At 62.6% G+C, this 21220-nt stretch carries 23 protein-coding genes; 11 read left to right on the top strand and 12 right to left on the bottom strand.

Annotated features, from left to right (window positions below):
* Positions 1 to 5: 5 nt before the first annotated feature.
* The 5 genes from BTHE68_RS29525 to BTHE68_RS29505 all read right to left on the bottom strand — a co-directional run bounded on the left by BTHE68_RS29525 (position 6) and on the right by BTHE68_RS29505 (position 4018).
* Complete coding sequence (locus BTHE68_RS29525; protein ID WP_162069856.1) at positions 6 to 830, bottom strand: anti-sigma factor family protein; 825 nt, start codon at positions 828 to 830, stop codon at positions 6 to 8.
* Positions 827 to 1345, bottom strand: a complete 519-nt coding sequence (locus tag BTHE68_RS29520) for an RNA polymerase sigma factor (RefSeq protein WP_162069855.1) — start codon at positions 1343 to 1345, stop codon at positions 827 to 829. Before BTHE68_RS29520 ends, BTHE68_RS29525 begins: the two co-directional genes overlap by 4 nt.
* Before the next feature lie 4 nt (positions 1346 to 1349).
* Positions 1350 to 1898, bottom strand: coding sequence for an anti-sigma factor (locus BTHE68_RS29515; protein ID WP_232078261.1), 549 nt, complete (start codon positions 1896 to 1898; stop codon positions 1350 to 1352).
* 96 nt (positions 1899 to 1994) lie between these two features.
* Positions 1995 to 2660: an O-methyltransferase gene (locus BTHE68_RS29510; RefSeq protein WP_162069854.1), complete on the bottom strand. Its 666-nt coding sequence runs from the start codon at positions 2658 to 2660 to the stop codon at positions 1995 to 1997.
* A gap of 89 nt (positions 2661 to 2749) precedes the next feature.
* Positions 2750 to 4018 carry a LysR family transcriptional regulator gene (locus BTHE68_RS29505; RefSeq protein ID WP_162069853.1) on the bottom strand — a complete coding sequence of 423 codons (1269 nt, stop codon included), beginning with the start codon at positions 4016 to 4018 and terminating at the stop codon, positions 2750 to 2752.
* Between the two features lie 162 nt (positions 4019 to 4180).
* Between BTHE68_RS29505 and BTHE68_RS29500 the strand changes: the two genes are divergently transcribed.
* The gene (locus tag BTHE68_RS29500) at positions 4181 to 4702 is read left to right on the top strand and encodes a universal stress protein (RefSeq protein ID WP_162069852.1); all 522 of its coding nucleotides are present in this window, start codon (positions 4181 to 4183) and stop codon (positions 4700 to 4702) included.
* Here BTHE68_RS29500 and BTHE68_RS29495 read toward each other — a convergent pair.
* A complete protein-coding gene (locus BTHE68_RS29495; protein WP_232078258.1) occupies positions 4654 to 5349 on the bottom strand; it encodes a GntR family transcriptional regulator in 696 nt (231 codons plus the stop codon). The genes BTHE68_RS29500 and BTHE68_RS29495 overlap by 49 nt on opposite strands.
* 193 nt (positions 5350 to 5542) lie before the next feature.
* A complete protein-coding gene (locus tag BTHE68_RS29490) occupies positions 5543 to 6325 on the bottom strand; it encodes a glutaredoxin domain-containing protein (protein ID WP_174258130.1) in 783 nt (260 codons plus the stop codon).
* A 150-nt stretch (positions 6326 to 6475) separates the two neighbouring features.
* On the opposite strand from BTHE68_RS29490, the gene BTHE68_RS29485 reads away from it, so the two are divergent.
* The 9 genes from BTHE68_RS29485 (at position 6476) to BTHE68_RS29445 (ending at position 14617) form a co-directional block, all read left to right on the top strand.
* Positions 6476 to 7351 carry a LysR family transcriptional regulator gene (locus BTHE68_RS29485; RefSeq protein WP_162069851.1) on the top strand — a complete coding sequence of 292 codons (876 nt, stop codon included), beginning with the start codon at positions 6476 to 6478 and terminating at the stop codon, positions 7349 to 7351.
* Between the two features lie 49 nt (positions 7352 to 7400).
* On the top strand, positions 7401 to 8078 hold the full coding sequence (locus tag BTHE68_RS29480) for a GntR family transcriptional regulator (protein WP_225936496.1): 678 nt from the start codon (positions 7401 to 7403) through the stop codon (positions 8076 to 8078).
* Positions 8079 to 8361: 283 nt separating this feature from the next.
* Positions 8362 to 9312 carry an ABC transporter substrate-binding protein gene (locus tag BTHE68_RS29475; protein WP_162069850.1) on the top strand — a complete coding sequence of 317 codons (951 nt, stop codon included), beginning with the start codon at positions 8362 to 8364 and terminating at the stop codon, positions 9310 to 9312.
* Positions 9313 to 9319: 7 nt separating this feature from the next.
* Positions 9320 to 10180 (top strand): ABC transporter ATP-binding protein, encoded by an 861-nt coding sequence (locus BTHE68_RS29470; protein WP_162069849.1) that lies wholly within the window; start codon positions 9320 to 9322, stop codon positions 10178 to 10180.
* Positions 10177 to 10935: an ABC transporter permease gene (locus BTHE68_RS29465; RefSeq protein WP_162069848.1), complete on the top strand. Its 759-nt coding sequence runs from the start codon at positions 10177 to 10179 to the stop codon at positions 10933 to 10935. Before BTHE68_RS29470 ends, BTHE68_RS29465 begins: the two co-directional genes overlap by 4 nt.
* Positions 10932 to 11708 (top strand): ABC transporter permease, encoded by a 777-nt coding sequence (locus tag BTHE68_RS29460; RefSeq protein WP_162069847.1) that lies wholly within the window; start codon positions 10932 to 10934, stop codon positions 11706 to 11708. The genes BTHE68_RS29465 and BTHE68_RS29460 overlap by 4 nt, the downstream gene beginning before the upstream one ends.
* Before the next feature lie 2 nt (positions 11709 to 11710).
* Complete coding sequence (leuC, locus tag BTHE68_RS29455) at positions 11711 to 13117, top strand: 3-isopropylmalate dehydratase large subunit (protein WP_162069846.1); 1407 nt, start codon at positions 11711 to 11713, stop codon at positions 13115 to 13117.
* Positions 13114 to 13731, top strand: coding sequence for a 3-isopropylmalate dehydratase small subunit (gene leuD / locus BTHE68_RS29450; protein WP_162069845.1), 618 nt, complete (start codon positions 13114 to 13116; stop codon positions 13729 to 13731). The genes leuC and leuD overlap by 4 nt, the downstream gene beginning before the upstream one ends.
* 16 nt (positions 13732 to 13747) lie before the next feature.
* Positions 13748 to 14617 (top strand): isocitrate lyase/PEP mutase family protein, encoded by an 870-nt coding sequence (locus tag BTHE68_RS29445; RefSeq protein ID WP_162069844.1) that lies wholly within the window; start codon positions 13748 to 13750, stop codon positions 14615 to 14617.
* A gap of 4 nt (positions 14618 to 14621) precedes the next feature.
* Here BTHE68_RS29445 and BTHE68_RS29440 read toward each other — a convergent pair whose 3' ends face one another.
* From BTHE68_RS29440 to phaP, 5 genes are all read right to left on the bottom strand, one after another.
* Positions 14622 to 16379 (bottom strand): IlvD/Edd family dehydratase, encoded by a 1758-nt coding sequence (locus BTHE68_RS29440; protein WP_162069843.1) that lies wholly within the window; start codon positions 16377 to 16379, stop codon positions 14622 to 14624.
* 80 nt (positions 16380 to 16459) lie between these two features.
* Complete coding sequence (locus tag BTHE68_RS29435) at positions 16460 to 17290, bottom strand: siderophore-interacting protein (RefSeq protein ID WP_162069842.1); 831 nt, start codon at positions 17288 to 17290, stop codon at positions 16460 to 16462.
* A 16-nt stretch (positions 17291 to 17306) separates the two neighbouring features.
* Positions 17307 to 18050: a PadR family transcriptional regulator gene (locus BTHE68_RS29430; protein WP_174258129.1), complete on the bottom strand. Its 744-nt coding sequence runs from the start codon at positions 18048 to 18050 to the stop codon at positions 17307 to 17309.
* A gap of 386 nt (positions 18051 to 18436) precedes the next feature.
* Positions 18437 to 19543: an extracellular catalytic domain type 1 short-chain-length polyhydroxyalkanoate depolymerase gene (locus tag BTHE68_RS29425; RefSeq protein WP_162069841.1), complete on the bottom strand. Its 1107-nt coding sequence runs from the start codon at positions 19541 to 19543 to the stop codon at positions 18437 to 18439.
* 90 nt (positions 19544 to 19633) lie between these two features.
* The gene (gene phaP, locus BTHE68_RS29420) at positions 19634 to 20215 is read right to left on the bottom strand and encodes a TIGR01841 family phasin (protein ID WP_162069057.1); all 582 of its coding nucleotides are present in this window, start codon (positions 20213 to 20215) and stop codon (positions 19634 to 19636) included.
* 417 nt (positions 20216 to 20632) lie between these two features.
* Here phaP and BTHE68_RS29415 point away from each other — a divergent pair, with 417 nt between their 5' ends.
* Positions 20633 to 21154 carry a hypothetical protein gene (locus BTHE68_RS29415; RefSeq protein WP_162069840.1) on the top strand — a complete coding sequence of 174 codons (522 nt, stop codon included), beginning with the start codon at positions 20633 to 20635 and terminating at the stop codon, positions 21152 to 21154.
* The last annotated feature ends 66 nt before the right edge of the window (positions 21155 to 21220 follow it).

Raw genomic sequence — 21220 nt, 5'->3', positions numbered from 1 at the left:
CGCGTTCAACCCGGCGTCGATGGCGTCAGTTGCGCGTAGACATCGTGTGCGAGTTCGAGCATCACCTTGCGATCGATGCCGCCCGATACCGCGTAACCGAAATCGCCATCGATCCAGTGGAACACGTTCACGGGCCCGTCCCGATACAGCTTGAACGCAGTCGTGTTCGTGCTCGTCTTGCGATGCGAGATGCAAAGCGTCACGCGCTCGCCTTTGGCATCGCGATACATGAACTGTGCAGTCGGGCCGTTTTCGCCGGGAAGAAGACGGCCGCCCATGAGTTCGAAGCCGCTCTTCGTGAGCAGCGGCGGATGCACATCGGTGCCGAGTCTGTTCGACAGATACTGCACGAAGTCCTGATCGCGATCCTTGCCGATATCATCGGGACGATCGACCGCGGGCATGTACACGACATGCGCAAGCGCGGCCTGACGCGCCATGCCTTCCATGCTTTCGGCACTCACGCCATGTGTATTCGATGCAATCATTCCTGGTAGCGACACCGCATCCCGCCCCATGCCGACGCCAACGCCAATGCCGATGCCCAGCACGAGCGACGCCGCCATGCCCGCGATATGCGGCCAGTTCGCCGCGCTGAACCAGCGCCGCTTCTTCAGCGTGCGCAGGCGTGCAGGCATAGGTTCGTTGAGCACGCGGTCGTAGCGTTCATGGAACATGTTATTGAGCGAGAAGTAGTCGCTCACGCGCGCGGCCAGCGCGGGGTTGAGTTCGATGGCGCGCCCGACCTGTTCGCGGCGCTCGGGCGAAAGCGCGCCATCGACGTAAGCGTGAAGATCGTCTTCGCTGATCGGAGTCTTTGGCTCGTTCATCGCACCACCTTCAATCTGGCACTGGGCTGCGTGCCCGCCATCAACGTGCGCAGACGTTCGCGACCGCGCGATAGCCGCGACATCACGGTGCCGATGGGAATATCGAGTGCGATCGCCACTTCCGCATAGGTCATCTCTTCAAGCCCGACGAGGAGCACGACTTCTCGCTGTTCGGCGGGCAGGCGCTGCAATGCATAGTCGAGATCGCGCACTTCGAGCGAGCGCATCTGATTGCCCGGCGCGGCGAACTCGCGCTCGCCGATATCGTCATCGTCGACGGACACATGCACCGCACGCGACGACGCCTTGCGTATCTGATTCACGAATACGTTATGCATGAGGGTGAAAAGCCACGCGCGCAGATCGGTGCCCGCCTCGAACATCGTCGTGCGCGACAAGGCGCGTTCGATCGTGTCCTGCACCAGATCGTCGGCGAGGTCGCGGTTGTTCAGAAGCGCGCGCGCATAGCGGCGCAGCCGCGGAACATGTTCGATCAGTTCGTCACGGATGGCCATCGCGTTATCCGTTGTCTTGCTGGCGCGCGAGCGTCAGCGCGTCGGCGGCGCGCATGAGTCCGTGCGTGTCCGCGCGTCCGCCGAGCACGTAACGCTTGCCGCCGGCAATCCACGAAAGCAGCCGGATATCGCCCACGCGTTGTGCGCTCCAGTGCGGCTCGTCGCTCGCGAACGGCGCGGCGGCGATCAGCAGGATGACCGCATTGCCGTCCGCGTTGCGGTAATCGAGTTCGTCGATATGCGTGAACTTGCCCGCAGGTCGCGTCCGCGTTGCGATCAATTCGAGTCCGACAGGCGTCAGTTCGATGAAGTGCGGGTCGTGCGAGACGAGCGGCCGCACGTCCGCGCCGTCATGCTTCGATGCTTCCATCAAGGCCATGACTGCGGCGGCATCGAGCATGTCGGCGGAAACGTGCGTCGCCGCGCACCAACCGGCGGCGGCGGAGGCCAGGCTCGCGGCGATGAGTACGCGGCGCCACACAAGGCGCACGCGCCAGCGATGGCGGCCGTCCGCTAAGGCTCGAATGTCTCGTAGATCGAACGGGTCTTCCATGTTGGTGCATCGATTTTTATGGGCTCTCGATGCGCTAACATACCGGACGAGCGTTTTATTCCCGCAGTCGCTCGATTATTTTCGAAGCCGACGCGATCAGGATACGATCGAAACCGAGAATCCGTCCCATCCCTTGGTGCCGACCGTTTGTATCGCGGTGGAGGACACACTGGCATCCGCCGCCAGCATGTCGAAGAACCGGCGCACACCGATTACGTCCGGGTCGCTGCTCTTCGCATCCGCGACGCGGCCCTGGCGAATGACATTGTCCGCGACGATCACCGTGCCCGGCCGGCTCAGACGCAGCACGAGACGCAGATACGCCGGATAGCTTTGTTTGTCGGCATCGAGAAAGATGAAATCGAAAGGCGGAATGCCGTCGCGCACAAACGCTTCGAGCGTATCGACCGCATCGCCGACGATCACGGACACCACGCCTGACAGACCCGCACGTTCGATATTCCCGCGCGCGACGTCCGCATGATGCTCGAGGGCTTCGAGCGTGAGCAATGTGCCGTCGGCGGGCAGGGCGCGCGCTAGCCAGATGGTGCTATAGCCGCCGAGCGTGCCGAGTTCGAGAATCCGCCGCGCGCCGCTCATACGCGCGAGCATCTGCAGCAGCTTGCCCTGATTCGGCGCGACGTTGATCGCCGGAAGTCCCGCTTGCGTGCTGACTTTCAAAGCCGCTTCGAGCGCTTCGTCGGGTGTTTGCGTTCGGTCGCACAGGTACTCGTCCATCGCGGTCCATTGCTGCTCGTTCATCGCATCTCCTTAGACGTTGCCGGGAATCGCGCCGACTACCATACAGCACACGTGTGAACGAACACAAATGCCCAGCCGCGATAAACAACTCAGATGGCGGCTTTGGCGATGGCAGCCGCTTCGCGCCGCATTTCATGCCCGAGCTGATCGACAGTCAATCGTATTGCATCGATCAACACGCGCGCCGCCGGCGATGGCGTGCCGCCCGCGCGCATCGTGAGCCCGATCTCGCGTCGCGTGTTCTGCAACGGAATGTCCATCACGACGAGCTGGCCCGATTCGCATTCGTAGTGCAGTTGTTGCGCGGACACGGCGGCGAGCATGTCCGTGTGCATCAACAGGCCGCGAATGACGGCGAGGTCCGCTGTTTCGACGCTCGGCATCGGCGGCTTCAATTTCCAGCGCTTGAATTGCGCCTCGAACATGCCACGCGCGGGCGCCTGACTGCGCGGCAGAATCCATTGCGCGGCAATCAGATCCTTGAGCGTGAGTCCGTTCACGCCCGCAAGCGGATGTCCACGCCGCGCGATCACGACGATGTCCTCCGACATGAGCCGCTCGTTGACGAGTCCACTCGACGCATCGTTCTGACGCAGCGCGCCGAGCACGAAGTCGATGTCGCCTGATCTCAGGCCGGCGACCAGCGTTTCGTAAGAACTCTCGTCGGTCACGATGCGAACGCCCGGATACTGCGCGGCCACGCGTGCGATCGCGCCCGGCAGGATCAGCGTTCTGCCGAGCGGCAGCGCGCCGACCGTGACATAACCTTGAATCGTGCCGCGCAAGGCCGCGAGATCGTCGGGGATGTGGCGCAGTTCGTTGAGCGCGCGGCGCACATGCAGCACGAAGGTTTCGCCTTCGCTTGTGAGCAGCAGTCCGCGCGGGCTGCGGTAGAACAGTTGCATGCCCGCGCCCGTTTCCATGATGCGGATCGCGCTGCTCACGGCCGGCTGGCTCAACCCGAGCGTTTGCGCCGCGCTCGGCATATGGCGATGGCGCGCGAGTGCGGAGAACAATTGCAGCCGCCGCGTGTTCAGAAGAAAGGCGGGGAGCGTGCCCCCCGTCGCGGTGCGGCGGCGCGATTGCCGCGTCGCGCACCATTGCGCCAGTTCCTCCAGCTCTCCGAAGATGCGTTCGCATCGCAGCAGCACGACGCGACCCGCGGGCGTCGGCAGCATGCCCGACGGGCGGCGCTCCAGCAGGGTTTCGCCGACGGCGGCTTCGAGTTCCTGCAGCGAGCGCGTGACTGCCGATTGCGCGCGGAATAGCGCAGCGGCGGCGCGCGTGGCGCTGCCGGTTTGCGCGACGAGACGAAAGGCGCGCAGATACGCGAGGTTGAGCAATTCGCGATGGTCCATATGGGAAAAGGCGCTTTTGATGCCATCAGTTTGATTTATCGCATCGTAACGCTTCCCGCAGCGCACGCTCACTTTCTGCTAATTGTGCGCGCCGATCATGACGACATGCAGAACAACGGGCGCCCGCGAAAGGCGCCGTCCAAATGATCGGAGGGTTGTGCCATGTACCAGAATATTCTTGTCGCCGTGGGACCGAGCTTCAGCGAAGCCGCCTTGTCGACCGCCATTGCCCGCGCGCGCGAAAGTCACGCGCACCTCACCGTGTTGCACGTGATCGATTCCGCGCCGTGGTGGGCCGGTTGGCAGTGGGACAGCCTGTGCGACACGCAGTCGCTCGTCAATCAGCTTGCGCTCGTGATTCGCCGCAGCAGCGAGAAGCGGCTTCGGCGCGCCGGCATCGAAGCCGAGTGGATCACACGCACGTTACCAGTAGATGGCCGCAGCATCGGGCGCGTGATCGCCGATGAAGCAGATCGCCTCGATGCGGATCTCGTCGTGCTCGGCGCGAACAAGCGCGGCTTCCATAGCCTCGGCGTGAATCATGTACGCAATGTCGTGTGCCGTCACACGGACCGGGAAGTGCTGATCGCGAGCGCGTGCGAATCAGAACAAGCGAACGTCATCGGCACGCGCGATCAGACGTCGAGCACTCTGAAGCGTCGCAACGCTTCGATTTGCGTCTGAAGATTGCGCGCACGATCGTCGCGGCAAAGCGATTGCGCCGATGACGCATCGCCTTGCCGCAACGCTTCGACGATTGCGCGCAAGGCCTGCGCTTGCGATTCGTCGAGATCGATGAGCCGCAGCGTCAGCTCGCGCACGCGTCGCACCTGATCCGAGCATTCACCGACGATCTGCGTGAGACGCGGGTTATCGCTCAGTTCGATGAGGCGCATATAGAAGGCTTCACGCGCGGCGGACCACGCGTCGCGATCCTGCTTCGCGAAGGCGCGATCCATTTCGGTGCACGTTTTTTCCAGCGCTTTGAGTTCGCGCGCGCCAGGTTTTCGCGCGGCGATGGCCGCGGCAGCCGTCGCTTCGAGGCTCGTTTGCACCTGAAAGACTTCCTCGATATCGGCCATCGAAACATTGCGCACGCGCATGCCGTGCCGTGGAATGATCTGCACGAGATGCTCGTTTTGCAGACGAATGAGCGCCTCGCGCACGGGCGTGCGGCTCACGCCGAACATTTCCACCAGTTCCTGTTCGAGCATCTGCGTGCCGGGCCGCAGGTCGTTGCTGAGAATTCTCTCTCGCAGCGCCTGATAGACCGTGTCGGTCGATTTTTCGCGCGCTTTGCTGATCGCTTCGGCGGTTCGGGCTGGAGCCATGGGGCATTCCGAAAACATTGCCGTCGATGCACGGACGAAATGTCTGCCGGGCTATGGATCATCGGGCCGGCAGACGGAATGCCATCATTATATGAAAAGAAAATTGCCGTATCGCTCAACGTATACGTTAGCGGCCGATAAAAAAGCCGCCCCGTGAAGGGCGGCGCGTACCGTGCGATCGCGAGCGTGAAGATCACTTATCCCAGACTTCTTCCGGCAGCGGCAAACCTCCGAGCTCGTCCGCCGTCAATGGACGATCGACCGTCACGCCGTCGCTTTCCAGCATCAGCATCACTTGCCGCGTGTGTTGGGCGCTGTGCCATGCGGTGCGTTCGAGCACTTCGTGCATCGAGCGTCGGCCATAGTAGGTCGGCACGTCATAGGCGAGCGAGCGGTCGGACTCGTGTTCCCACCAGTCGAGCAGCTGTGCGCGTACGCTTTCGCCCCAGCGCGCGATGTCTTGCGCTTGCCATTCCTGCGGCGGCACGTCGTCGAAACCTTCGAAGCGCAATTCGATCTGATGCGCGGCCTGCACGCCCATTTCAGCGACGCGAAACACATGGAACGTCAAGCCGGCCGGCGTCCGGTTGCGGTTCCGAAAGGGCTTGCGGAAATACTCGGCGCCGAATTGCCGCGCATAGCGCGCATTCGCTTCGAGAACTTGCGCGAGTTTCCTGACGAGTTCCTCAGGCGGCAGAGGCGGCGTCGGCGTGGTCTTGAGATCGAGAAAGCGGATCACGTCGTTGATCGACTGGCATAGCGTGTACTTCGTCCCGAGCGCGACCACGGGCACGCTGCGTGCGCCGAGCGCCGCGAGCGCCGCGCGACCTTCGGGATCGTTGTGCACGTCGATGGATTCGAACGCTATGCCCTGGCGCGTGAGAAATTCTTTCGTGCGCAAGCACGATGAACAGCCCGGTTGCCAGAACACGCGGATTCGCGTGCCGCTTGCGGTCGCATTGATTGCTTCCTGCATGATGGTTCCTTCGAATCGTGCCTGATTCAGGGCATTTTCGATCACGCGGCCGACACTGCAAAGCAATGCTTCGTCATGCCGGCATCGCCACAGACGATGGCAAGCGTTCTTTAAGTACACTGCCGACGTGTCCTCCGAGCAAATCAGCCCATGCCGCCGATCGATCCGCTTTCGCTGAGACTCTTCCTCGCCGTCATCGATGCGGGCACGATCGCCGCGGCCGCGCAGCGCGAACACATCGCGGCGGCGGCCGTCAGCAGGCGCATCAGCGAAGTGGAAGCGATGTTCGGCGTGCCGCTGTTGCGGCGCACGAACAAGGGCGTCGAGCCGACCGAAGCGGGCGAGCGGCTCGCGGCGCTCGCGCATCGTGCATTGCATCAATTCGACGATATCGCCGTGCAGATGCGCGACTTCGCGAGCGGCACGAGCGGCATCGTGCGCATTGCCGCGAACATATCGTCGATCGTGCAGTTTCTGCCGCGCGATATCCAGTCGTTCGCGGCGCGCCATCCGAACGTCCGCATCCAGCTCGATGAAAAACCGAGCGCGCAGGTCGTGCGCGCGGTTGCGGACAATGCGGCGGATATCGGCGTCTTCACGTCAGTCCCGCACGGTTATGCGATCCACGCCATGCCGTATCGCACGGACAACCTCGTGCTCGTGACACCGCCCGGACATGCTTTGGCGCAAGCGCGCTCGATTGCTTTCGCCGATTCGCTCGATGAAGAGTTCGTCGCCTTGCCCGCCGATACCGCGATCAGTCAGCGCCTCACGCGCGTTGCGAATGAACTCGGACGCCCGGTGCGCGTACGCATTCAGGTGTCGAGTTACGACGCGCAATGTTTGATGATCGAAGCGGGATTGGGCCTCGGCGTGATGCCCGAGGCGGTGGCGAGACAACACGCGCTCGCCATCGTCGCATTGAGCGATGCCTGGGCCGCGCGCGAACTGCTCATCGGCGTGCGCTCGCTCGATGCGTTGCCGGAGGCGTGCAGGAAGCTCGTCGCGCATCTTGCGAACGTTTGATGTGGTGCTACCATCGGCGCACAGCCGGTCTTCTTTGGAGACTTCAAGCATGGCCGCCATATCGCCAGCGAGACGCAACACGACCGAGCTCGCGTATCGCGAGCTGCGTCGCCGGATCATCGAGAGCGAATTGACGCCGGGTTCGTATCTGCTCGAACAGGAACTCGGGCTGATGCTCGGCTTCAGCCGCACGCCGATCCGCGAAGCCGCGCTGCGTCTGCAAGGCGAGGGGCTCGTGCAGATCGTGCCGCGTCACGGCATCCGTATCGTGCCCACGTCGATCTCCGATATCAAACACATCTATCAAGTGCTGATCAGCCTCGAATCGACGGCGGCGGCGCTTGTCGCGGCACGAAAGAGCGCGGATCTCGCGCCGCTCGTCGACGCATGCAATGCGATGACCGCCGCGCTCGAACGCGGCGACATGCTCGCATGGGCCGAAGCGGACGAGGTCTTTCACGAGACGCTCGTCGCGTTGAGCGGCAATGCGCGGCTTCATGGCATCGTCATGAACTGCCGCGACCAGGTGCATCGCGTGCGGCGCTTCACGCAGATGGTCAAGGCGCACCCACAGCCGTCGAAGTCGATACAGGAACACTACGACATCATCGATGCGATGCGTTGCGGCGATGCAGCGAAGGCGAGCGAGCTCTATCGCGCTCACCGCGAACGCGGCTGGCGCGACCAGACCAGCGTGCTGCAGCAATACGGCATTCAGCAAGCCTGATTCAATACTCGCGCCAGTTTCGACGAGGGTATCTACGCCCTTCGTGAATCTGGACTTTTGCGAATTTAATGCATACATTAACTTGCACGGTTAAGCGATACAGCCGTGCGAGCGCTGCCACGAATGCGCAGCGCTCATGCAGATTGCTACCTCCAGAGCAGGTCCGAAAACCACAGTGCGGCCGCATGGCCCCGAGCACGTTGCGAGACCGCCGATCATGGATGGAGACGCCTACATGTTTGCGCCTGGAAAGATCGCGCGATTCGCGCGCGGTGCCTGTCTCATGTCTCTCGCGGCTGCGCTGACGTGCAGTATCGGCGCGCGCGCCGCGCCGCTCACCGTCACGCACTGGGGCGACGGCATGTACGGCGTGCCGTTCGCGGTCGCGATGGAAAAGGGCTTCTTCAAGGAAGAAGGCGTCGACGTGACCGGCTTTATCACATCCGAAGGCGGCGGCACCACCGTGCGCAATGCGATGGCGTCCGAGATTCCCTATGGCGAAGTCGCGCTGCCTGCGGCGATCTCGGCGGTGAAGCAGGGCGTCGATCTGACCATCGTGCATGGCGGCGTCCAGAGCCTCGCCGATCTCGTCTGGGTCGAGCAGAAGAACGGCACGATCACCAACATCCAGCAGATGAAAGGCAAGACCATCGGCTATAGCAGCCCGAAGTCGACGACCGATACGGTCGTCACCATCGCGCTCGATCGTGCTGGATTGACGGGGCAAGTGCAGCGCAAGCCCGTCGGCAGTTCGAGCGGCATGCTGACTTCGCTGCAGCAAGGCGCGGTCGATGTCGCCTATATGACGGAACCGTCGTATAGCGCGAAGAAGGATCAGCTGCGCATCGCGTTCAGATCGACGGATATCGTGCCCAATGAAACGCAAACGGTCGGCATCGTGCGAACCGATTATCTGAAGGCGCATCCCGAGGTGATCAAAGGGATCATCAAGGCGCGACGCAAGGCCGTGCAGTACATGACCGCGCATCGCGACGAGGCCGGGCAGATTCTCGCGAAGCAGTACAAGATGGACCCGGCGGTAGCGGCCTCCGCGCTCAACAACGTGCTGGACTCCGACCCGAAGTACTGGAGCGAAGGCAGCTTCGACCGCAAGAGCATGGACGAAGTGCTCAAGGGCCTGATTCTCGTGAAGGCGATTCCCGAAGGCCCGTTCGACTGGTCGAAGATCGTCGACGAATCGCTGCTCCCCGCCGATCTGCAAACGAAGAAGTGAGGCTGCGATGAGCGTGTTGTCACGTCGCACGAAGATATCGGTCGTATCGCGCGATCCCGCTTCACAGGACGCCGGGCGCGTTCAGGCGCGTCTCACCGATGTCACGCGCATCTATCCCGGCGCTGCGGGCAAGCCGCCGTTTCACGCGCTCGGTCCCGTGAGCCTCGAATTGCGCGCGGGCGAGTTCTTTTCGGTCGTCGGGCCATCGGGTTGCGGCAAATCGACCTTGCTCGATGTGCTCGCCGGCCTGAATGCCGCGAGCGGCGGCACGGTCGAGTTCGAAGACAATCCCGTGGGGCGTGAAGTGCCCGACGGCGTCGCGGTCGTGTTTCAGGAAGACGCGAGCTTTCCATGGCTCAACGTATTCGACAACGCAGCGTTTGCCGCGCGCCGCGCGGGCGTGGCGGAGAACGAAGTGCGCGAGCGTGTCGATCATGCGTTGTCGTTCATGGGCCTGAAGTCGTTCGCGCGCGCGTATCCGGCGCAGTTGTCGGGCGGCATGCGTCAGCGCGTCTGCATCGCGCGCGCGATGTGCGTGCGTCCGCGCCTGATGCTGCTCGACGAACCGTTCGGCGCGCTCGATCAGCAAACGCGTCTCTTGATGGGCGACGAAATGCTGAAGCTGTGGCGCGATACGGGCGCGACCGTCATGCTCATCACGCATTCGATCGATGAAGCGGTGCTGCTGTCGGATCGCATCGGCGTGATGTCGGCGTGTCCGGGCCGCTTCATCGCGACCATCGAAACAGGCTGGACGCGCCTGCGCGACAGCAAGATCGCACTCGATCCGCGCTTCGGCGAACTCACCGCGCAAGTGTGGGGCCTGTTGCGCGACGAAGCATTGAAAGCGCTCGGGAGCAAGCCGTGAACGAGGCCGCGCGCTGGCGCGTCGTGCTCGTCGTCACGTTCATCGCGCTGCTGGAAATCGCGACGCGTCTCGCGTGGATCAATCCCGTCTCGTTCATTCCGCCTTCGCGCATGGCGGTCAGTGCGTGGGACATCATCACGTCAGGGCAATACACTATCGATATCGTGCAGACGCTCGGCAGCGCGCTGGCGGCCGTGGCGCTGGCCGTGGTCGTCGGTTTCTTCGGCGGCGTGCTGCTCTTCCGTTTGCCGCGTCTGCGCCGGGTGCTCGATCCCTTGCTGCTCTCGTATTACGCGGTGCCGGTGTTCGTGCTGTATCCGATTCTCATCGTGATCTTCGGGCTGAATCGCTGGCCGCTCGTCGGCATCGGCTTTCTGTTCGCCGTCGTGGCGATGGCGGTGAACACGCTCAACGGGCTGGAGCGCGTGCCGCGTGTGCTCTTGCGCACCGCGCGCGTATGCCGCCTGAGCACGCTCGATGAAATTCGTCTGATCACGTTTCCTTCGAGCCTGCCGTTCGTGTTCACCGGAATCAAGCTGACGGTGGTGTACGCGTTCATCGCGGTCGTCGCGGGCGAGTTCGTATTGTCGGGCTCCGGCTTCGGCTATCAGATCGCATTCGCCTACAACGCATTCGACAATCCGACGATGTACGGCCTCATGCTCCTGATGCTGGTCTTCGTCACGACGATCAACGGCTTGCTGCGCCAGGCTGAAAAGCGCCTGTACCGGCGCATCAGAAGGGAGGCGGCATGAGTAGCGTCGTCATCACGCACGGCACGAGAACGCGACACGCGCAGCGCTGGACCGATGCGCTCGTGCTGATCGTCGTGCTCGTCGCGCTGTGGCAGATTCTGAGCGAAGCGCTCGGCCCGGATGTGCTGACCACGCCCGCGCATACCGTGCAGCGCGCGATGCATATCGTCAGTGATGCTGATTTTCCTGCGAGCCTGTACGTGACCTCGCTCGCGTTCGCCTCGGCGTTCGCGATATCGGCGATCGCGGGCGTCTGCCTCGGCCTGCTGCTCGGCGCGCGCCGCATGGCTGGCGACGTCATGGAGCCGCTGATGATGGGCTTCTATTCGATCCCGAAGGTCACGCTCTATCCGGTCGTGCTGCTTGCATGCGGTCTCGGGCTGTGGGCCAAGATCGTCTTCGGCGTGATGCACGGCATCGTGCCGATCACGCTCTTCACGATGAACGCGGTGCGCAACATGCCGCCGATCTACGCGCGCGCGGCGAAGACGTACCGCATGAGTCCAGGCGATTTCGCGCGCCATGTGCTTTTTCCGGCATGCGTTCCTGAAGTGGTGTCGGGATTGCGCATCGGGTTTTCGCTGACGCTGCTCGGCACGCTGATCGGCGAAATGTTCGCATCGCAGAGCGGCATCGGAAGAATGCTGATGATCGCGATGAACCGCAACGAAACCAGCACCATCATGGCGCTCGCGCTGATGCTCTTCGTGTTCGCCACGCTCGTCAACATGCTGTTCCTTGCCTGGCAACGTCATCTCACGCATAGCGACTGATCATGAAAACGCTCTTCGACAAGCTGTGGGACAGCCACACGATCGCGCATCTCGCAGGCGGCATCGATCTGCTGCAAGTGGATCGCCATCTGATGCACGAACTGACGGGCGTGGAAGCCGTGCGCGTGCTGGAGCGGCGCAACCTGAGCGTGGACAGCCCCGCGCTCACCTTCGCGACGCTCGATCACGTCATCTCGACGAAGCCGGGCCGCCGCGCAGGCGATGCTGACTGGGCCACCGACATGGTCGATGCGATGCGCGATCAGATGGCGCATCACGCGATTCCCATCTTCGATATCGGCAACGACGGACAGCAGGGCATCGTGCATGTGATCGGACCGGAGCTCGGGCTCTCGCTGCCAGGCACGTCGATCGTCTGCGCGGACAGTCACACCTGCACGCACGGCGCGATGGGCGCGCTCGCATTCGGCATCGGTTCGACGGAAGTGGTGCATGTGCTCGCAACGCAAACCATTCGCCAGAAGCGGCCGAAGACGATGCGCGTGCGCTTCGATGGGCGCGTGCGCGAAGGCGTGAGCGCCAAGGACATGATTCTGTATGTGATCGGCCAGATCGGCGCGGCGGGCGGAACGGGGCATGCCGTCGAATATGCGGGCGAAGCGATCGAAGCCTTGTCGATGGAAGGGCGTCTCACGTTGTGCAACCTGAGCATCGAGCTGGGCGCGAAGTTCGGGCTCGTCGCGCCCGACGCAACGACGTTCGCCTATTTGCGCGACAAGCCATACGCGCCGCAAGGCACGCAGTTCGATGCCGCACTCGCAGACTGGAAAGCGCTCGCAACAGATGAAGGCGCACACTTTGACCGCGAGGTGACCATCGATGCCTCGGCGATTCGCGTGCAGGTGACGTGGGGCACGAGCCCCGAACATGTGATCGCACTGGACGACGCGGTTCCCGATCCGGCGACGCTCACGGACGAATCGCGTCGCCAGGCGGCGCAGAACGCGATCGATTACATGGGCGTGCGCGCGGGACAGCATCTCGATGAGCTCGCGGTGGACCGCGTATTCATCGGCTCGTGCACGAATAGCCGCATCGAGGACTTGCGCGCGGCGGCGCGCGTCGTCGAAGGTCAGCATGTCGCGCGTCATGTGAAGGCCTGGGTCGTGCCGGGTTCGCTCACAATCGCGCGCCAGGCCCATGATGAAGGGCTCGACGATATCTTTCGCGCGGCAGGCTTCGAATGGCGCGAGCCGGGCTGCTCGATGTGCGTCGGCGCGAATGGCGATGTCGTCGGGCGTGGCGAGCGTTGCGTGTCGACGTCGAATCGCAATTTCATCGGCAGACAGGGGCCGGGCGCGCGCACGCATCTCGCGAGTCCCGCCGTTGCCGCCGCCAGCGCGCTTGCGGGGCACATCGCCGCGCCGCAGGCAGGAGCATCGCGATGAAAGCTGTCACGACGATCACGGGCCCGGCCGCGCCGCTCTTGCGCGACAACGTCGATACGGACCTCATCATTCGTATCGAACGCATTTCGCAACTGAAGCGCGGCCAGCTCGGGCCTTATCTGCTTGAGACCTTGCGCTATCGCGGCGATGGACCGGCAAGCGGCCCGCGCGAAGACTTCGTGCTGAATCAGCCTGCGTTCGTCGATGCATGCACGATCCTCGGCGGCAAGAATTTCGGCTGCGGCAGTTCGCGCGAGATGGCGGTATGGGCGCTCGAGGAAGCGGGCATCCGCTGCGTGATCGCGCCATCGTTCGGCGATATCTTCTACAACAACTGCCTGCAGAACGGCTTGCTTCCGGTGCAACTCGATGCAATCGCGATCGAGCGCATCGCCGCTGCTTCACGCGATGGCGCGCATGTCGATGTCGATCTGCGCGCGCTCGAGATACGCGCGCCCGGACTGGACGCGATTCGCTTCGAATTCGACGAAGCGCAACGCGAGGCGTTGCTGGAGGGACTCGACGAAATCGACCAGACACGACGCTTCGCAGAGCAGATCAATCGTTTTCGCGCCGACGACCGCAAGGCGCGCGGCTGGGCTTACCTTGCCTGACTTCCGGAGACTCATCTTGACCCGTTCCGCACGCTTTCGCGAGTTGTTCAAGGAAGGTCCTTTCGTCTGCATGGGCGCGCACGACGCCATTACCGCGATGCTCGCGGAACAGGCCGGTGCGAAGTCCATTTATGTGTCGGGCTTCGTCGCGTCGGGTGTCGTCGCGGGGCAGCCCGATGTCGGCGTGTTGTCGCAGACGGAAATGTTCGAGCACATCCGGCGCATCTGCCGCGTGACATCGGTGCCGATCTTCGCGGATGCCGATACGGGCTATGGCGGCATCCTCGACGTGCAGCGCACGATGCGTCTCTGGGAAGAGGCGGGCGCGTCCGTGCTGCATCTGGAAGATCAGGCGCTGCCTAAAAAATGCGGCCACTATGCGGGCAAGCAACTCGTATCGAAGGAAGAGATGGTGCTGAAACTACGCGCGATGATCGACGCGCGCCGCGATCCGGATTTCTTCATCGTGGCGCGCACCGATGCGATTGCGGTGACGGGCATCGACGACGCCATCGCGCGGCTCGAAGCGTACGCGCAAGCGGGCGCGGACGGGCTCTATGCCGATGCGCCCGAAAGCCTCGAACACATGCGCGAGCTGACGCGGCGCCTCAAGCCGCTCGGCAAGCCGATTCTTTTCAATCAGGCGCGCACGGGCAAGAGTCCTTATGTGTCGATGAAAGACGCCTATGAAATCGGCTTCGATTACACGTTGAGTCCCATCGAGCCGATGCTCGCGATGCACAAGGCGGTAAAGGACATGCTCGCCGTGTTCATGCGCGAAGGCTCGACGGATGCCATCGCCGATCGTCTGACGCCGTTCGACGAATATAACCGCTTCGTCGGACTCGACAAGGCGGTCGATGTCGAAAAGCGTTTCGCGAAATAGCCATTCACTTGCGCGGCGTCACGCCGCGCTTCTCCGTCGCGCGCAGAAAATCGAAATCGACGCCCTTGTCCGCCTGCGTCACGGTGTCGTAAAACAGCTTGCGATAACCGCGCTCCGCGCTCGGCGGCGTGACGGGCGAAGCGTGCGCGCGCGCGGCGAGTTCTTCATCGCTGATGAGCAGACTGATCTCGCGCTTCGACACGCTCAGACGGATACGGTCGCCGCTTCGAACGTGCGCGAGCGGCCCGCCCACCGCCGATTCCGGCGTCACGTGCAGGACGATCGTGCCGAACGCGGTGCCGCTCATGCGTCCGTCGGAAATGCGTACGATATCCTTCACGCCCGCGATCGCGAGCTTGCGCGGAATCGGGATATAGCCCGCTTCGGGCATGCCGGGCGCACCCTTCGGGCCGATGTTCTTCAGCACGAGAATATCTTCGGGCGTGACGTCGAGATCGTCTGCGTCGATGCGTGCTGCGAGATCCGCGCCGTTCTCGAACACGACCGCGCGGCCTTCGTGCTCCATCAGCTTCGCATTCGCCGCCGATTGCTTGATGATCGCGCCACCGGGCGCGAGATTGCCTTCGAGCACCGCGATGCCGCCTTGCGGATAGATCGGCTGGTCGAACGCACGCACGACGTCCTGCTCGAATGCCGGACCCGCGGCTTCGATCTCTTCGCCGAGCGTGCGGCCCGTGACGGTCAGCGCATCGAGGTTCAGAAGCGGCTTCAGTTCGCGCAGCAGCGTCGCCATGCCGCCGGCCTTGTGGAAGTCCTCCATGTAATGCGAGCCTGACGGCTTCAGATCGACGAGCACGGGCGTCTCGCGTCCCATGCGATCGAGCGCCTTCAGATCGACGTCGTAGCCCATGCGCCCGGCGATCGCGGTGAGATGCACGATGCCGTTCGTCGAGCCGCCGATTGCGAGCAGTACGCGCATCGCGTTTTCGAATGCTTCGGCGGTGAGGATCCTGTCGATGGTGAGGTTATCGTGCGCCATCTGCACGGCCTGCGTGCCGGTCAGTTCCGCAATCCGCATGCGGTCCGATGTCACCGCCGGCGGCGATGCGCCACCCGGCACGGTCATGCCGAGCGCCTCGGCGATGCAGGCCATCGTGCTTGCCGTGCCCATCACGGAGCACGTGCCCACGCTCGCGACGAGCCGGTCGTTCACCGCCGCGATCTCCGCTTCGTCGATCTCCTGCGCGCGAAAACGCCCCCAGTAGCGCCGGCAATCGGTGCATGCGCCCACGCGTTCGCCGCGATGCGCGCCCGTGAGCATCGAACCGGTGATGAGCTGAATCGCGGGAATGCCCGCCGATGCCGCGCCCATCAGTTGCGCGGGCACGGTCTTGTCGCATCCGCCGATCAGCACGACCGCATCCATAGGTTGCGCGCGGATCATCTCTTCCGTGTCGATCGACATGAGATTGCGCAGATACATGCTCGTCGGTTGCGAGAACGATTCGGCGATGGATATCGTCGGAAAGTCCATCGGCAAGCCGCCCGCGAGCATCACGCCACGTTTCACTGCTTCGATGAGTTGCGGCGCATTGCCGTGACACGGGTTATACGCGCTGCCCGTATTGACGATGCCGATCACCGGGCGATCGAGCGCGCTGTCGGTATAACCCGCGCCTTTGATGAATGCCTTGCGCAGGAACAGCGAAAAGCCGCTGTCTCCGTAGCTCGTCAGCGATTTGCGCAGGCCGCCCGGTTGCGCGGGTTCGTCGCCGGGCTTCTTCTTGAATGTGTCGGTCATGGTCGCACTGCCGTTCGATGAGCGTTGAATGCCCTCGATTATCGCGGCTTTCCATGATGCCTGCGTCGCCCGACGTCCGATCAATTGTCGATCGTTTCGTGCACGCCTTGCTCGCCGCGCTTCCAGTACGCCGATGCGCGAATGCGGCGCTTGTCGATGCCGCGTTCCTCGCAGAGCAGCTTGCGCACGGCGCGCATGAGCGTGGCTTCGCCCGCAGCCCACACGTAGCCTTCGCCATCGGGCAAAAAGGTTTCGCGCAGCGCGAGCAGAAGCTCGCCGCCCGGATGCTCGCTCTCATTGCGATAGCGCCATTGCGCGTAGAGATCGGCGCGCGTGTCGAATTCGATGCGTGCGGATGGATCGGCCACTTCGATCAGCGTCGCGACGCGCGTGCCTTCGGGCAACTCTTCGAGACGACGCGCGATGGCGGGCAGCGCGGTTTCGTCGCCGATCATCAGATGCCAGTCGAATTGCGTCGGTATCACGAAAGAACCACGCGGCCCGCCGATGCCGAGATACTGGCCCGGCGCGGCTTGCGTGGCCCATGCTGTCGCGGGGCCGGCTTCATGCAGCGCGAATTCGATATCGAGTTCGCGCCTGGCCGTGTCAAACCGGCGCGGCGTGAAATCGCGCGCGATCGGACGCGGCTTCGAAGGATCGAACTCGGGACCATTGGAGCCTGCTTGCGGCAGCGCCGGCATCGTCTCGCCGGGCTGTGGGAAAAACAGCTTCACGTGATCGTCGAACGAGGCGCTGACGAAGTCCGCGAGATCGTCGCCCGTGAAGCTCACGCGCACGAGATAGGGATTGAGCGCCTGCACGCGCGTGACTTGCAGCAGGCGGAACCTGAGCGCGTGACGTACGCGCGTGACTTCGAGATCGGGCCGGTCTTGCAGAATGGATTCGGTCATCGTGTGTGGCTCCTTCTTACGCCTGCTTCGGCGCGGGATTCTGTTCGATTTCCGCAGTGGCGCGGGCAAGGATCGCGGCGATGCGGCGTTGTTCGTCCTGCGGCGCATCGGTGCGCAAGAGCAGCGCTTTCTTCAGCGCGCGGCGCGCGGCGATCAGTTCGGGCGCCCAGCCGCTGTCGGCCGCAGCGTCATCGACTTCCTCGCCCATGTATGCGCGCCGCACGAGATCCATCTTGCGCGCGAAGTGCGTGAGTTTCGCGAGCATGATGTCCACGCGCTCGCGGTTCGATGCGAGGTATTCGCGGCCCGCATCGGACAGCGCATAGCGCTTGCGATTGCCTTCCAGTTCGACGGTCGTATGCCCCAGTTCTTCGAGATACGTGAGCGCCGGATAGACCATGCCGGGGCTCGGCGCGTAGAAGCCGTTCGAGCGGTCTTCCAGCGCCTTGATCAGTTCGTAGCCGTGGCGCGGCGCTTCGGCGAGCAGCGCGAGCAGCAGAAGTTGCAGATCGTCGGACGAGAACTTGCGGCCGCGCGGCATGCCGTCCTCGCCGCCGAATCCACCGCCCATGCCGCCCATTCCACCCATGCCGCCGGGACCACCGCCGAAGCGGCCGCCGCCGCCATGACGATGCCGTCCGATCATGCCCCAGCGCTCGAAGGCGAAGCGTTCAGCCCACTCGGGGGCTTCGAAGGGAGAACCAAAACCGAATGCGCGGAAACCGGCTTCACGCGCACGTTGAAAACAACGGGATCTCATAGGAACACTCCAGATATGTCGTAAAACATATCTAAAGATATATATCTTAAGAGTGTCTGTCAAGGCGAGTTTCAGCGGGGTGCCGAACCGGCGAGCGGGTGCGATGGAGCGGCTTCGCGCAGACCCGAGCCGCTGGCATTGGCCGTCAAGTAGCGACGGCTAGGATGTGCATGGCGAGTTCCTTGGCGGTCACTGTCGCCCCAAGAAAAGGTGCAAATCTATCGAGTCTTCCGCGAACGGGCACAAGCCGAAGAGGGGCGGCACGGTACACCCTTGTCACCTAAGGCAAGTTGCTCCGTCCTGAATTTTTTCTGTGATGCGATGAGTATCACAGAGAAGCGGTCGGCTTCTCGCGGATGTACTTCGCCACGCATAAGCGCTTGCCGTCAGTATTGCCGGCTGCCGTCTCTCGTGAATTGACCGAAGAATCGCGCAATCTCACGGCTCGCCGCCGGTCCGCGCATGTCCGTATGGGTGCCGTCGGGATGGCCTCCGGACCACGCGTGACCGAGTCCGTGTACGACCCACTGCTCGCCGATCGATTCACCGTCACGATCATGAAACACGTGCCGGGTATAGGCGTGGCCACCCGCGTCGTCGGCGACGTATATCGAGGATGACGTCACTGCGTCGTCGGACATGCCATGCAGCAACTGGCTCATCGCCACGATCTGTTCGCTGTTGCGCGGATGCACCGTGTCGTCGGCATCGCCGTGAAAAACGATCAGAGGCACCGCGCGCGGTTTTGGGCCGCCGGACAGGGTGTCGGGCAAGCGCACTTTGCCTTTGCCGTCATTCATCGCGCAGAGTGCTGTCATCTGCTCGTCGGCGACGCCGAACGCCAGGCCCGAATGAATCGCCGCGGCCGCGTAAAGCTCCGGATGCGTCACCGCAAGATTGACGGCCAATGCTCCACCAGCCGACATACCTGCGATATAAACGCGAGCGCGATCCACGTTATACGTGGCCGCGACCTCGCGCGTGAGGGCCGCGACGGCCGCCGCTTCGCCTGATTCGCGCGTCTGATTCGCCGGCATGAACCAGTTCCAGCACCTCAGTGGATTCGAACTTTCCGACTGCTCCGGATAGACGACGATAAAGCCGTTCTCTTCGGCGACGATGTTCATTTCGGTCCCCGACGCGAAGTCGTCCGGGTCCTGCTGCGCGCCGTGGAGCATGACGATCATCGGCAGCGGCTGGCCTTCGTATGCGGTCGGAACGTAGACCTTGAATCGATAGCGCTCGTTGCCATGCTCGAAACTCTTGCTCAACCAGCGATGAGCGCCCGCTTGCGCGATCGGGTCGTCGCTGTGCGGCGGTTCATCTTCGGAGGATGTCTTTTTCGTTTCACTTTCCGATGGCAGCGGAGTCGCAGGGCTTGCGACCGCTGTCTCGGCATTGTCGAAGAATTGCGCCGTGAGACCGACGAGTTCGCGCGGAAACATCGACCAGAACGAGTCGTGCGCCCACGCAAGCGGATGGAATGGATTCATCGATTTTCCCGTCGGGTCGAGCAGAATAAAAAACCCGCGTGATGCGGGTTTCGAAAGTCAACAGTGGCACGTCAGGGCTGACGGCACGGATTAGCGCTTCGCGTCGGCCTTGGCGGAACGAACGGCCTTCTCGGATGACTCGATCGCCTCGGCGCCGGCATCCGCAAGATCGGTCGATGCCTCGGCGGCACTCGATAGCAGTCCGACAGCCTCTTGCGAAGCAGATTCGGACGCCTTCTTCAGTCCGAAGCCGAACTGCTCGATCGGGCCACGCGCCTCATTGAGAATGTCCGTCTGCGTCGCACGAACGATCTGCCAGAAATGCCGCGTATAAGCAGCCGCCTTTTCGGGCGTCTCGGCGAGCAGAGTCGATTGCCAGCTCAGGAAATCGGCGGGTTTTGCCTGCGGGCCGGCCTTGGCAACGGCAGTGCTTTCTTCGAAGACGGTCTTGGCCGTCTGCACATTCAGTTCAGCAAGTTGCTGAAGCCCGCTCGCATACCGCTTTGCAACATTCACGAGGACCTGGAGGCTTGCTGCCGGGTAGACAAACGTTTGATTCGCGAAAGAAGAAGGAAACATTGTTGCTCCTGCGTTCAGCTTCGTATAAAAAGCTGTAGTTATGACCGAGCGCGATTTTGCTGCACCGCAATATAGAGACTTATCATACGGCACTTTCGGCTGTCGTCAAGTAAGCATTCGTGATTCCCTCTCCGTGTCATCGGTGGTGTGGACTTCAATCTGGACAATTCACGGCTCTGCTCAAACACACGGACCATCCCACTGCCGGCGATGGGCCGGGCCGGGATAATGGAGACAACACTGAGAAAATCCAGTCGTGAAAAACTGAGCATCTAAATTAGTGGACGTCGGTAACAACCCGCGATGGTCGTAGACCAGGCACGAGAAGCCCGCTTCGACGAACTTGTTGTCCATCGTGAACCAGATGGTCAAGCCAGAAATACTGGTCGAAGTCGAAGTGTTCGCTGCCGGGAAGTAAGGGTTCTTCACCGGACTTTGAGAGCGGCCGCCTGGACGAGAAAACATGAACCAGAAGCTCCCGCCGAAGCTTGATTCACGAGGGACTCACACATGTTCGAGCCGCGTTTCCCATTGCTGTCGTACGACGCACTGACGTCTGAGCAGCGAACCATTCACGATCGATTGTCGAGCGGCCCGCGTGCTGGCGTCAGCGGTCCTTTCCGGACCTGGTTGTATTCGCCAAAGCTGGCCAATGGCCTGGCGGAGGTTGGTAACTACTTGCGTTTCGATAGCCGCCTGACGAAACGCATGATCGAACACACGATCTTGCTGGTCGCCTTCGAATGGAAGGCAAACTTCGTTTTCACGCATCACGCGTCACTGGCGATCGCGGAAGGCCTTTCAAAGGAAGTCGTTGAGCACATCCGCGTGGGGCGCCGACCGCCTTATGCGCGAGAAGAGGATTTCGTGGTGCACGAGTTTGTGCGGTGCTTGCTGAAAGGGGGTGAGATCGACAGCGCGGCTTGGGACCAGATTGCTGCCGTCCTTTCACCCGAGGCTATGCTTGATCTGATCGGGCTCACTGGCTACTACGTCATGGTCGCCGTGACGACGAAGGCAACGAGGTTGTAACACACGCGATTGGCGCAAAGAATTTGACCGGCAGATTGGAACCCGCGGGCTTGTTCTAATGAAAGA

Origin of the sequence: Burkholderia sp. THE68, from assembly GCF_009938265.1 — a bacterium.
Classification (GTDB): Bacteria; Pseudomonadota; Gammaproteobacteria; order Burkholderiales; family Burkholderiaceae; genus Caballeronia.
Note: the sequence above shows the minus strand (reverse complement) of the source record. Positions and strands in the feature narration are given on the sequence as shown.